13 protein-coding genes are annotated in these 13,031 nt (G+C 58.9%); 9 read left to right on the plus strand and 4 right to left on the minus strand.

What is annotated here, in order from left to right; all coding sequences use genetic code 11:
- Positions 1–365 precede the first annotated feature (365 nt).
- The 6 genes from GWQ22_RS11840 to GWQ22_RS11865 all read left to right on the plus strand — a co-directional run bounded on the left by GWQ22_RS11840 (position 366) and on the right by GWQ22_RS11865 (position 7,887).
- Positions 366–806: a universal stress protein gene (locus tag GWQ22_RS11840; RefSeq protein ID WP_042035688.1), complete on the plus strand. Its 441-nt coding sequence runs from the start codon at positions 366–368 to the stop codon at positions 804–806.
- A 260-nt stretch (positions 807–1,066) separates the two neighbouring features.
- Positions 1,067–2,230, plus strand: coding sequence for an efflux RND transporter periplasmic adaptor subunit (locus tag GWQ22_RS11845; RefSeq protein WP_108537580.1), 1,164 nt, complete (start codon positions 1,067–1,069; stop codon positions 2,228–2,230).
- Entirely contained in the window at positions 2,227–4,167 is a 1,941-nt protein-coding gene (locus tag GWQ22_RS11850; protein WP_275930419.1) for a MacB family efflux pump subunit, read from the plus strand. Before GWQ22_RS11845 ends, GWQ22_RS11850 begins: the two co-directional genes overlap by 4 nt.
- Positions 4,164–5,537, plus strand: a complete 1,374-nt coding sequence (locus GWQ22_RS11855) for an efflux transporter outer membrane subunit (protein ID WP_275930420.1) — start codon at positions 4,164–4,166, stop codon at positions 5,535–5,537. The genes GWQ22_RS11850 and GWQ22_RS11855 overlap by 4 nt, the downstream gene beginning before the upstream one ends.
- Before the next feature lie 153 nt (positions 5,538–5,690).
- Complete coding sequence (locus GWQ22_RS11860) at positions 5,691–6,497, plus strand: siderophore-interacting protein (RefSeq protein WP_212514321.1); 807 nt, start codon at positions 5,691–5,693, stop codon at positions 6,495–6,497.
- 268 nt (positions 6,498–6,765) lie between these two features.
- Entirely contained in the window at positions 6,766–7,887 is a 1,122-nt protein-coding gene (locus GWQ22_RS11865; RefSeq protein ID WP_275930421.1) for a 3-deoxy-7-phosphoheptulonate synthase, read from the plus strand.
- Positions 7,888–8,481: 594 nt separating this feature from the next.
- Here the strand turns inward: GWQ22_RS11865 and GWQ22_RS11870 are convergent.
- The gene (locus GWQ22_RS11870; protein ID WP_042034014.1) at positions 8,482–8,892 is read right to left on the minus strand and encodes an H-NS family nucleoid-associated regulatory protein; all 411 of its coding nucleotides are present in this window, start codon (positions 8,890–8,892) and stop codon (positions 8,482–8,484) included.
- A gap of 404 nt (positions 8,893–9,296) precedes the next feature.
- A complete protein-coding gene (locus tag GWQ22_RS11875; RefSeq protein WP_042034015.1) occupies positions 9,297–9,719 on the minus strand; it encodes a GNAT family N-acetyltransferase in 423 nt (140 codons plus the stop codon).
- 185 nt (positions 9,720–9,904) lie between these two features.
- On the opposite strand from GWQ22_RS11875, the gene GWQ22_RS11880 reads away from it, so the two are divergent.
- A complete protein-coding gene (locus tag GWQ22_RS11880) occupies positions 9,905–10,405 on the plus strand; it encodes an SRPBCC domain-containing protein (RefSeq protein ID WP_042034016.1) in 501 nt (166 codons plus the stop codon).
- A gap of 46 nt (positions 10,406–10,451) precedes the next feature.
- Here GWQ22_RS11880 and GWQ22_RS11885 read toward each other — a convergent pair whose 3' ends face one another.
- Together GWQ22_RS11885 and GWQ22_RS11890 are read right to left on the minus strand one after the other, a co-directional pair.
- Positions 10,452–10,934, minus strand: coding sequence for a hypothetical protein (locus GWQ22_RS11885; protein WP_212514323.1), 483 nt, complete (start codon positions 10,932–10,934; stop codon positions 10,452–10,454).
- Complete coding sequence (locus tag GWQ22_RS11890) at positions 10,931–11,305, minus strand: DUF805 domain-containing protein (RefSeq protein ID WP_345893638.1); 375 nt, start codon at positions 11,303–11,305, stop codon at positions 10,931–10,933. The genes GWQ22_RS11885 and GWQ22_RS11890 overlap by 4 nt, the downstream gene beginning before the upstream one ends.
- A 154-nt stretch (positions 11,306–11,459) precedes the next feature.
- On the opposite strand from GWQ22_RS11890, the gene GWQ22_RS11895 reads away from it, so the two are divergent.
- A complete protein-coding gene (locus GWQ22_RS11895; RefSeq protein ID WP_275930423.1) occupies positions 11,460–12,497 on the plus strand; it encodes an AraC family transcriptional regulator in 1,038 nt (345 codons plus the stop codon).
- Positions 12,498–12,718: 221 nt separating this feature from the next.
- Entirely contained in the window at positions 12,719–12,967 is a 249-nt protein-coding gene (locus tag GWQ22_RS11900; RefSeq protein ID WP_042034019.1) for a DUF3297 family protein, read from the plus strand.
- Positions 12,968–13,031 lie beyond the last annotated feature (64 nt).

Below are 13,031 nucleotides of genomic sequence, written 5' to 3' on the forward strand. Positions count from 1 at the left end.
ATCTGGCGCTGCCAAAAATCAACGCGTTCTTGAGTGGTCATAGCGGAAATCCCAACGTAGATACGATGGGTTTCAGTGTGCCGAGGTGATCTCAGTAAAAACAGGTGCTGATTCAGGGGCGCTTACATGATGTTCACTGCCACCAGACCAGTACACCGTGAAAAAGCGGGTTTCCCTTCATTTTCCATTCAACCCGGTCTGTTATGATGATGTGAACGAACATGGCTTGACGATGCATCACCGACAAAACGTGACGCCAGACGCGCAAAAACCGGTTCGTTTTATGCGACACATAGCGGGAACACAGTGGTAGGAGACAGACAGTTTGTCCCCGGTGCCCCGCGCCATGCCAAGGAGAACTGCTTATGACCTCAACCCATATTGTGCTGTTACTGGAAGGCAAGGATTACGAGCAGGATACCCTGGCCAAAGCAAGCCGCCTGGTACAGGGAATGGGCGGTGATTTGACCCTGCTGCACCTAACCCACAGCAGCAAGATGCGCCGCAATAGCCTCTCACTGTCCGAGGAAGAACGCAGTGCCCAAGGCACGTTGGATGCCAAGGCCATCATCAGCGAGCTCATCACCACCCTGCAGCACCCGGTGGATTACCAGTGTCTGGTGGTCGATGACGTGGTGCCTGATCTGAAGCGCTGGCTGGATGCACACCCGACGGATCTGTTGCTGGTGGGCAGCCGCCACCACTGGATGGAAGGGTCACTGGCCCGCCTGCTCATCTACAAGCTGCCGATCGATATCCAGATCTGCCACGAACCCTACGCCGAACAGCTCAAGACCATAGGTTAATCTGCCCGGCGCCCACCCCACGGGTGGGCGCCGCTTGCCAACATGCCATCGCCTCGCTTTATTTCCTCTCGCCCCATTCCCTCGCACCTCGCAACTCTGTCCATCCAAACCGCCGCCCGGTCATTGCCATGACGGCAGGCAAGGCCGGTAATGACAAAGCTATCTACATGTTTCCTTACATATTCATCGCTGTTTTTTAAGCCTCGTTTGCTGCAGGATATTGCCCTTGCACGCCTTCGCACGTTTCTTTCAGGTGATAAATGAACATAACCCCCAAGCAGCGAAAATTTGCCCTGCTCATCCTGCTCCCGCTGGCCGCCATCACTTGGCTGGCCTGGCCGAGCAAGGCCCCCGAGCCCGTGCTGAGCGCGTCAGTGACCCGCCAGGATGTGGAGCAGACTGTGCTGGCCAGCGGCGTCCTGCAGGCCATAGAGCAGGTGGATGTGGGTGCCCAGGTCTCGGGTCAGGTGACCTATCTGGCGGTCGAGGCCGGACAAAACGTCAAGCAAGGGGACCTGCTGGCCGAAATAGACCCGCTGATCGCCCAGAACAACCTCAAGACCGCCGAGGCGGATCTTGCCAGCCGCCGTGCCCAGCTCAAGATCAAGCAGGCACAGCTCAAGCAAAACGAGCTGGCCTGGCGTCGTCAGCAGCAGATGTTCAAGCAGGAAGCCAGCTCCCGCGCCGATCTGGAGAGCGCCGAAGCCCAGCTGGCGGTCACCCGAGCAGAGCTGCAGAGCGCCCAGGCCGAGGTCGAGAATGCGCTGATCAAGGTGGATCGCACCAAGACGGAGCTGGGCTATAACCGCATCCTTGCCCCGATGGATGGCACAGTCGTCAGCATAGTGACCCGCCAGGGCCAGACCCTGGCCGCCAGCCAGACGGTGCCGACCCTGCTCAAGCTCGCCAACCTGGAAACCATGACAGTCAAGGCGCAAATCTCGGAAGCGGATGTCACCCGGGTCAAGGCCGGCATGCCGGTCTATTTCACCCTGATGGGGGATGTGGACACCCGCTATCACGGCACCCTGCGCACGGTGGAGCTGGCCCCCACCAACATCAACGAGCCGGCCGCCAGCACCACAGCCACCAGCAATGCCGCCGTCTACTACTACGCCCTGTTTGACGTGCCCAATCCGGATCACACCCTGCGGGTCGCCATGACCACGCAAGTCACCATAGTGCTCGGCGAGCGCAAGCAGGTGCTGACCATTCCACAGACGGCGCTTGGCAAGAAGCTGGGGGAGAACGAGTACGAGGTGACCCTGCTCAAGGATGACGCTCAGAAAGAGACACGCCGCATCAAGACCGGCATGAAGGATGACATCAAGGTCGAGGTGGTCAGCGGCCTGAGCGAGCAGGAGCAGGTCACCCTGGGCCAGGGCAAACCGGTCAGCGGCGGCGACGTGGAGATCATATTGTGAGCGAGACGCTGATCCAGCTCAAGGGTATAGAGCGGCGCTATCCGAGCGGGGAACACGAGGTCACCGTCCTGCATCCACTGGATCTGACCATTGAAGCAGGGGAGATGATCGCCATCGTCGGCGCCTCCGGCTCCGGCAAATCCACGCTGATGAACCTGCTCGGCTGCCTCGATCGTCCAAGCGCTGGCCAGTATCTGTTTCGGGGGCAGGACACCGCCACCCTGGATGCCCTCTCCCTGGCCCGGTTGCGCTGCCACCACTTTGGCTTCATCTTTCAGCGCTACCACCTGCTGCCGCACCTCAATGCCGCCGCCAATGTGGAGATCCCGGCCGTCTATGCCGGCGCCTCTCGTCCCGAACGGCAAGCACGCTCCCACGCCCTGCTGGCACGGCTGGGTTTGAGCGATCGCAGCGATCACACTCCGGGCCAGCTCTCCGGCGGCCAGCAGCAGAGGGTCAGCATCGCCCGGGCGCTGGCCAATGGCGGCGAGGTGATCCTGGCGGACGAACCCACAGGGGCCCTCGACAGCCAGAGCGGCAAGGAGGTGATGGCCATCCTCAAGGAGCTGCACGCTCAGGGCCACACCATCATACTGGTGACCCACGACATGGCGGTGGCCAGCCACGCGGATCGCATCATCACGCTGCGCGACGGCCGGGTGCTGGAAGACAGCGGTAAGCCGGCCACGGCCTCGGTCCCCCTCCCGCCCACCACACCCGCCGCCAGGGTCACTGGCAACGACTGGGATCGCTATCGCGAGGCGGGGCGCATGGCACTGCACGCCATGCTGGCTCACCGCATGCGCACCTTCCTCACCATGCTCGGCATCATCATCGGCATAGCCGCCGTGGTGAGCGTGGTCGCGCTCGGTCAGGGCGCTCGCGCCAAGGTGATCGAGCAGATCAACGCCATGGGCACCAACACCATCGAAATATTCCCCGGCAAGGATTGGGGAGATGAGAAGGCTGCCAGCATCCAGACCCTCAACAAGCGGGATCTCGATGCCCTGCTCGGCCAGCCCTATCTGGAAGGGGCCAGTCCCCAGATCACCTCGGCCGGCCAGCTGCGTTATCGCAACAAGACCATCAGCGGCAGCATAGTGGGGGTCGGCAGCGACTTCTTCCGGGTCAAGGGGATGAAACTCACCAGCGGCCGCCTGTTTGACGAGCGCGACATCCAGAATCGGGCCGCGATGGCCGTGGTAGATAGCAAGACCATAAAAAGCCTGCTCGGCGAGAAAGACCCCGTCGGCCAAGTGGTGCTGGTCGGCACCCTGCCGGTACGCATCATAGGCGTGGTGGAAGAGGAGACGGGATTTGGCCGCAGCGGCCAATCGGTCAATATCTGGCTGCCCTATAGCGCCGTGATGAGCCGCCTCATCTCCCAGAGCCACTTCAGCCAGCTCACTATCCGGGTCAAGGACGGGGTACAACCGGCGCTAGCCGAACAGGCCGTCATCGCGCTGCTGACCCAGCGCCACGGGGTGAAGGACTTCTTCACCTTCAGCAGCGACAACATCATCAAGTCAGTGGAGAAGACCACGGCCACCATGACGCTGCTGGTCTCCGCCATCGCGGTGATCTCCCTCATCGTCGGCGGGGTCGGGGTGATGAACATCATGCTGGTCTCGGTGGTGGAGCGTACCCGCGAGATAGGGATCCGCATCGCGGTCGGCGCCCGCCAGTCCGACATCTTGCAGCAGTTCCTGATCGAGGCCGTGATGGTGAGCCTGCTCGGCGGCATGCTCGGGGTCGGCGTCTCCCTGCTCATCGGTCTGCTCTTCTCCCTGTTCGTGGAAAGCATACAGATGCAGTTCTCGCTCTTTTCTATCCTGATGGCGTTTGGCTGCTCCTCGCTCATCGGGATCCTGTTTGGTTACCTGCCCGCCCGTAATGCCGCCCGGCTCGATCCGGTCAAGGCGCTGGCGAGGGAATGACGATGCACAACTTATCCAGACTGGGGCTCTGCCTCGCCCTTGCCGCAGGCGTGAGCGCCTGCAGCCAGCAGAGCACCTATCACAGGCAAGATCTGGCGCTGGCCCCGAGCTGGCAGCAGCCGGACGATGACCTCACCCGGCAGCAAGCCGGCCTCTGGTGGCAAGGGTTCCATGATCCGGCGCTGGATCAACTGGTGGAGGCCGTGCTAGCCGCCAACCCGGACATGCAGGTCGCCGGACTGAGGCTCAGAAGCGCACTGCTGGGTTCGGATCTCGCCGATACCAACCTGACCCCCTCGGTCAACGCCAGCCTGGACGCCAACGGCAACAAGGATCTGAAAACCGGCAAGGCTACCAGCACTATGGGTCCCTCTCTGAACCTCAGTTACGAAGTGGATTTGTGGGGCAGGCTCGCCTCGGTGCGGGATCAGGCGAGCTGGGAAGCCCAGGCCTCAGCTCAGGATCTGGCGGCCACCCGTCTGATGCTGATCGGCAAGGCGCTGGAGCAGTACTGGCAACTGGCCTATCTCGGCTCGGCCATCACACTGGGCGAGCGGCAACTCGCCAACTATGCCCGCGCCGAGCAGCTGACCCAGGTCAAATACCAGGCCGGCGCCGTCACCCGGCTCGATCTGGTGCAGGCCAGCCAGCAGAAGGCGGGCAAGCAGGCAGAACTCAGCGCGCTCTTGGTGCAGCAGGAACAGGCCCGCAACGGGCTGCGCCTCTTGCTCGGGCGCAGCAGTGGCCCGCTAGAGTTTGCCCCGACCGCGCTGACGACGGCGCCCGCACCGTCGCTGGCGGTCGGCATACCGGCAGACGTGCTGGCGCGGCGCCCCGACGTGCGCGCCGCCGAGCTGAGGCTGCGCAAGACATTGGCGAAAGGGGACGAGATCCGCACCGGTTTCTACCCCACCCTCAGCCTCACCGGTGGTGCCAGCAGCACCTCGGATACCCTGACCCAGGTGCTGCAAAACCCGGTAGGCACCCTGGGCGCCACCCTGGCGCTGCCCTTCCTCGAATACAACAAGACCCGGATCTCCATCGCGAGCTCAGAGCTTGACTACCAGATCGCCGAGGCCGAGTTTCGCAAGCAGCTCTACACCGCCCTGGTGGAGGTGGAAGATGGCCTGGCCGCCCGCCATCATGGCGAGCAGCGTCTTAACTATCTGGCCGAGCAGCGGGCGTTTGCCAAGGAGGCGGAGCGGCTGGCCAAGGCGCGTTTCCAGGCAGGAGCCACCGGGGTGCGGGACTGGCTGGATGAGCAGAACCGGCTGTGGGATGCCGAGCTGGCCCTGCTCGGTCAGCAGCAGGAGCAGCTCAACACCATGGCCAGGATCTACAAGGCGCTGGGGGGAAGCGATCGCAGCTAATCCAACGCCTCGTTACGCCGCCACTCATGTCATGAGAGGCGGCGTTTTTCTTCCCTGTTTATGCCCCTTTCCTGACGGACTGTCACACAAACCAATTGATAATAATTTTCATTTAATGAAAAATGAGCGCCATTATCAGTCAGGAGTATCCATATGTCCCAGCCCGCCCCGGTCAATCGCCCTCGTCTGCTCACCGTCAAACACGTCCGGGATGTGAGCCCGCATCTGCGCCGAGTCTGCCTGACCAGCCCGGAACTCGCTGACTACCCCTTCACCTGCGGCGGTGCCCACATCAAGATCATGCTGCCCCAGCCGGGCCAGGCCCATGCCGTGCTGCCCACGCCCACCCCGCAAGGGCCGCGCTGGGAAGACCCGAGCCAGCGCCCCATCATCCGCACCTTCACCATACGGGCCTTTCGCCGCGAGGAGCAGGAGCTGGATATCGACTTCGCATTGCACGGCGAGGCTGGCCCCGCCAGCCGCTTTGCCCTTGAGGCCCAACCCGGCGATCTGCTGGCCATCTCGGGCCCGGGCGGCCCGGCGCCCATGCTGCAACCCGCCCGGCACTACTACATGGCGGGGGATCTCACCTCCCTGCCTGCCATCAGCGCCATGGCGGAGGTGATGCCCGCCGACGCTCAGGGTCATATCGCCCTGCTGGTGCCCTATCAGGAAGATGTGCAGGATCTGCCGCTGCCGACTGGCATCAGCCTGCGCTGGTTTGTCGGCCCCCCCGAACAGACAGAGCCGCTGGTGGCGTATTTCACCGCCCTGCCGATGCAAGAGCAGGTGAGCTACTTCTGGTTTGGCGGCGAAGAGGGGCTGGTGGTGCCCTTGCGCCGTCACGTCAGGCGTACCCTGGAGGTCGATCGCACGCGCGTCTACGCCGTGCCCTACTGGCGTCAAGGCAAGGATGAAGAGGCCTATCACCATGACCGTCACGACGTGATGGACAGCTGATCCCCCGCATTTTCCCTTCTATTATCAAGCTCATGGCCTGCCGGTCATGGGCTTGATGGCTATCTGCATGCCTCCGGTTTTCCCCCTCTCCCCCCATTCTGGTGATCCGCTCGGTTGTGCTTGCATTTGATGCAGACAACAAGATAATGATAATCACTCTCAACAAAAAGCAGTGATGATGCCCCATTGCAGCTCCCTCGCCATGACCTCAGGGGTCGGGTGTGGTGCGCACGTCATTCACTCCCGTTAGCACAGCAAGGTAATCCAGATGGCAGTTTTGAACTCGGTAATGCGCGCCTTCGCGGTAGAGGCTCTCCCCACTCCTGCCGATCTGTTGGCACTTCATCCCTGTCCCACCCCAACCACAGCGCAGATCGCGCACCATCGCCAGCAGGTTCGCCAGATCCTGACGGGAGAGGATGATCGCCTGCTGGTGGTGATAGGTCCCTGCTCCATTCATGATCCGCTCGCCGCCCTCGATTACGCCCAGCGGCTGGCGCGGCTGGCCGACGCCTATCAAGACAGGTTGCAGATAGTGATGCGCACCTACTTCGAGAAGCCCCGCACCACGGTCGGCTGGAAGGGGCTGGTATTCGATCCCCATCTGGATGGCAGCAACGATATAGGCCATGGCCTGCGGCTGGCACGCCAGCTGCTGCTCGACATCAACCGGCTGGGGCTGGCCACCGCTACCGAGTTTCTCGATACCACCAGCTTCCTCTATCTGGCCGACCTCATCAGCTGGGGGGCGATAGGTGCCCGTACCACTGAGTCCCAGGTGCACCGGCAGCTGGCCTCGGCCCTGCCCTGCCCCGTCGGCTTCAAGAACGGCACGGACGGCAATATCCGGGTCGCCATCGATGCCATCCAGGCCAGTGAAGCCTCCCACCTGTTCACCGCACCGGGCAGTCAGGGCGGCATTGTGGTGATCAAGAGTGAGGGCAATCCGGCCGGCCACATCATATTGCGTGGCGGCACCCGCCCCAATTACCACCAGAGCGACGTAGAGAATGCCGCCGAGCGGCTGATGCGGCAGGGGCTCAGCCACCGCCTGATGGTGGATTGCAGCCACGGCAACAGCCAGAAGCTGCACAAAAACCAGATCCGGGTAGCGGGGGAACTCTGCCGTCAACTGGGAGAAGGCAGCGACGCCATCGCCGCCGTCATGGTCGAGAGCTTCCTGCAAGGGGGCAGCCAGAAGCCCGCGCCATTGAACAAGCTCGCCTACGGCCAGTCGGTAACCGACGCCTGCCTGTGCTGGGACGATACCCAGACCCTGCTCGCCATGCTAGCCGATGCCGTCGAGGCCCGCCGTCAGCACAGCGCCAAGGCACAGCCTGGCAATGCACAGCCTGGCAAGGCGATCTGGAATGCCCTGCTGGCCAGTTGAACCCGGGAAGGCTCCCCCTGCGGGAGCCTGACTGCCCATCTCTTTCCCCCCCTGTCATACCGCCCTCCTCGCCACGCCAGCACGACCCGGGTGACCCATTCAGGTTGAAAATCATGGATATACGGATCCGCAGGGATAGAGCAAATATCCCCTGCCATGGTAAACAACCTGTATCCCGACCTCCGCTTAATGCTGCGTCAGGTAAAACTGAAAAGCAGGTCGTTTAATGGCGCCAACAACGCCAATGAGTAAAAAAGAAGCGAAGCTTGTTTGCGGACAGCTTAATGCCCCCTAATTTTCTGGGGAATGGCAGAGAGGAATATGTACCAGGCTATATGAGTCCGGCAGATTGTCTCTCGCAAGTGGTCGACAAGCGGTCTGCAATAAAATCGAGCGCAACCTGACCACCCAGATGCGGACGGATCGCAATTAATCGACCAATAAAGGAGACAAATGTACGGACTGAGATGATGCATCACACGACGACAAACGGGGCGGAACAAAATGAGTCGGGAATTGACAGGAGAGAGTGTCGGTGAGCACAAATAATAATGCCGCCTCGCGGGCGGCATCATTCAGGACAGATCCAATGGATCAGATCAGGAAATCATTCAGATCCTTGCCCAGCGCAACTTGCTCTGCAATGGCTTTCGGCATACGGCCCTGACCAGTCCAGGTCTTATCCTGGCCATCTTCCTGGTACTTGTACTTGGCAGGACGCGGAGCACGCTTGCTCTTGGTCGCGCCAGCAGCGGCAGCAGGTGCTGCTGCGCTGTTAATCAGCTCACGCGGGTCGATACCGGCTTGCTGCAGCATTTCAGTAAACTCGCTCAGCTTGCGCTGACGCTCTTCCTGCTCGGCACGCTCCTGTTCAACGGACTCGGCACGCTCGTTATATACCAGCTCAAACTTTTCTTTCGCTTCTTGCAGCTGTTCAAACGGCAATTCACGGATGGCAGCACGCAGGCTGCGAATGTTCAGCAGAACTTTCAGAAACTCGTTCATTACTTCCTCACAGAATTATTTTTTGTTTGTCACAAGGATAACACAGTTTGAGAATAGCATGCCTGTCTGATAACAACATAATGATTTTATAGTTGCTGTCACTTTCTTCACAAAAACTATTGGCTGAATATGTGAGCAACTGTATTCACCCATCGGTCATTGTGCAAGGCCAGCTGATCACGCTCGACACCACTCCCCCATACCGGTCAGGTAAATAGGCATGGGACCGCCCCGGTATATTTCTCATCTCACGTGTGTCAGCTATTTTGACAATTGGCCATGGCTGTTAAAACCCAGACCACCTACATGAGACTCAAGGTAAACGATTGACACTATATATTATCGTCAGGGGCCCATGGCCCCTGACGATTGTCATCCTTCTTTTTACTTGACGCTAATGAGTACTATTCGAGGCACAGTCGGCGCCAGGGGCCCGTGATATCGCAGTGCCCAGTCTCCTCCGTGTTCTGCCAGCCAAGGCGATGATAGAAGGCCAGGGCAGCAGTATTATGGGTCGCCACCTTGAGCGAGGCCGGTTTCTGGAACGCCGCCAATCCCTGGGCAAGCAGGGCTCGTCCCACCCCCTGACCGTGCCAGTCGGCAGACACATAGAGATGATGCACGAAGCTCTCATCCCCCCAGATGGAGACAAATCCGCAGGGAGTACCACCCTGTTCGGCCACCCATATCTGCTCACCCCGGGTCTGCTCGTCGAAATCCTCCAGCCGAAAGTGGGAAGGATCGACCCAGTGAAAGGTCTGACGCCGCCCCTTCAGAAACAACTGCGCCAAGTAGGGGGTGTCTGTCTCTCGCATGACTCTGATCATCAAACCTTCCTCATCACTATGATCACTTGGCACCACTGTCGATGGATCGCCACATCATGTCAAATTGCCAGGCCAGCATGACAGCTGCAGGATGGCACGGGTGTGACACACAGCTGTTCATTTTATCGCCCGCAAGGCTATACTGCTCGAGTCCCATGTATGGATGACTTGAGGCTCGCTGATTTATGGATAACAAGCAGATAGAAGGTAACATCTTTGTTCCGGCCCATATCGACGATGTTTGGCGCGCCTGGACAACCGAAAGCGGCCTGCGCAGCTTCCTGGCGCCGGAATGTTTGATGGTGCCCGAACCGAATGGTCCGTTCGAGATCTATTTCAGACCCGATGCACCACTGGGTGAGCGTGGCAGCGAAGGCTGTCGGGTGATGGCCGTCATGCCCCACAACCTGCTCAGCTTCAGCTGGAATTTTCCGCCCTCCCTGCCCCACATTCGCCAGCAAAAGACCCAGGTCAGCCTGCGGTTCGTGCCGGAGGGTCAAGGCACCCGGCTCTACTTCCTGCAAACCGGCTGGGCGAACGATCCTGACTGGGATCAGGGCCATGCCTTTTTTCGGGAAGAGTGGCTGGAGACCAGCCTGCCCCGCCTGCAGTACCGCTTCACCCACGGCCCCATCGATTGGAATAACCCGCCAGACAAACAGCAACTGAAATCCCTTGCCCAATAAGGCCCGAGTAAAACACCGCCCACAGGCGGTGTTGTTCAATGCGCGGTTACTGACAATGCAGCATGGGCGTCTCATCCAATAGCCAGGAAATCCAGCGCCGTTTTGAATTGAGCACGAATCCTTCGTCTGCTTCGATGCCTTTTACTATGTAGCCATCTGCGCCGCGACGCTCTGCCAGCGCAGCAAACTGCCATTCGTTGCTATTAATACGTTCCCCCTTGATTAGGGCATCGCTTAACCGTTTATTCATCACGATAATGGAAAGCCCCCCCACAGCCTCTATCCCCAGCCCGGTATTTGCCACACGACCCACGACCACCGGCACCTTGATCGTACAGTGACGCCCTTCGCTATCAACACGGGTATAGCTCCCCTCACCAACCCGGCCCTGCAGCCACAACAATTTCCCCTGAGTCAGACGTTCTACCGACAATATCCCCTGTGCTCCCTCGGGAAAATGGTGGATATTGGCGGCCTCGGCGAAGACGACCGGGCATATCAGCATGAACAACAAAAGGAGATGTTTCATGATGCCTTCCTCATGGGGGGAATGCCTGAACAACCTTGCCGGGCAAGCAAATAGACCAACACAAAGGGGCCCACACCAGGGACAAAAAAGATCCATCCCCACCATCCAGAGCGATCAATATCGTGCAGCCGGCGGACCATGATAGCGACCATGGGGAGGGTACTCACCACGCTATAACCTACATCCAAGCCGCTCATACCATTGATGCCCACATCCAATGCGATGCACATCAGGGTAACCAGCAGATGTACCAACATAAACATCCAGAACTCCTTTCTGGAGGAGTGACCGGAAAAATCAAGGCAGCGGCGCCACGCAAGTAAATAACAATGAAACATTCGGGATATCTCCAACCTTATTGGGTCACCCATCTTGGTGGCTAACGCAGCGAGAGACGTCCTGAAACCGGTTTGAGGACGAGCTAAAACCTGTCTTTGTCCGTGACCTTCTTCTTTACATGGCTGTAAATCGTTATGCTGGCGTGACGTTATATTTTCACCACCATGACTGGGATCCGGATCGGTTATGCTCGCAATTCCCGTACCCTTTGTTGTCTCTTTGCTGCTGCTCTTGCTGGCGGTGACCCTGTATGTGCGATTGGCCAGCCAAGCAAAATCGGCTTGCCTGTTTTTGGCACTCTGTGCGGCTACCACCGGGCTGGTTGGGCTGCGCTGGACAGTCGATATGGCACTTTTCAGCATGGCCCAGCCATTACTTGCCTCACTGATCCCGGTGGCCGCCTGGCTCATTTTTACCCATGCAAGCCCCCACCGGCTCGCTTATCTCCATGCTGCGGGACCGATATTGGTGACGGTCACTCTCTTCACTCACCCCTTTCTCGCCTTGCCACTGGATGAGATAATTACAGCCACTTATCTATTCTATGGTATCGCACTGGTTCGCTACTCCGCCAAAGAGCCGCTCCTTATCCATGTCTCATTCAGCCATTGGGAAAGCGTGAAAAGGGCAGAGCAGGTGGCCGGCTGGATGCTGTTATTTTCTGCCCTCATTGATGCGGCTATCTCCCTCGATTTTGCGGTTAATCAGGGAAAATATTCCCTTTATATTTTGACGCTCGCTCACCTGGTGCTGCTGCCCGTGCTGGCCATTGCCGTCATCATAGTGAGCATCAATACCCCCACAGTCGAAGATATTGCCCAGCCGGAAATATCGGAGCTTCCCAGGGCGCCAAGTTCGGAATCATTATTGACACAGGATCGCGCCGACGAGATCGTAGCAAGGCTGGATAAATTGATGCGAGAAAAAGCCAGCTATCTTGATCCTGATCTGACCCTGGCAGCACTGTCACGCAAGCTGGGTATTCCCGCCAAGCAAATCTCGATGGCGGTCAATCAGGTACACCAGAAGAGCATTTCCAGAGTGGTCAATGAATATCGCATCGAGCATGCGAAACAGGCACTGCTCAACACAGATGAGACCATTACCCACATATTGATGAATGCAGGCTTTCAGACTAAATCCAACTTTAATCGCGAGTTTTCTCGCATCGCTGGTGTGACCCCCAGTACCTTCAGAAAACAAAGCGCAGCACCACTCAGATGATACACAGTTGAGCATGATCGCAAGCATGAAACAGCAGCCAAAAGCCAGCATGCCTGCGACTTGGCGGTGACAGAAGATGGCGGCCTCATGGTCCATAAATATGCTGCATCACTCCTGCATCCAGCATGGAAGAGGGGGTGTTGCACTCGTTATGGCCACCTTGAATGCCATGACTGCATTCTCTACAATGACGCACTTTTTATCCATGTCAGGTCATATTGATGAGCGATACCAACACCAAGCCGGCACTGCCGGATCGCCTTGCAGGCAACCCCCGCAGTCCGCACCATGTCGCAGCCTGTTTCGAACACCAGATTGGTATTCGACTCAATGGCAAAGAGCGCACCAACGTCGAAGAATATTGCATCAGCGAAGGCTGGGTAAAAATCCCCTCCCCCAAGGCGCTGGATCGTCGCGGTCAGCCCATTCTGATCACCCTGAAAGGCACCGTTGAGGCCTTTTATCTCTAAGCACTGACCAGGATGTCAGGCACCTGTCGCCAACAGGGTTAAAAAACCAAGGCCACCGTTCGGT

The sequence above is a fragment of the Aeromonas sp. 1HA1 genome, assembly GCF_029237385.1.
GTDB lineage: Bacteria > Pseudomonadota > Gammaproteobacteria > Enterobacterales > Aeromonadaceae > Aeromonas > Aeromonas popoffii.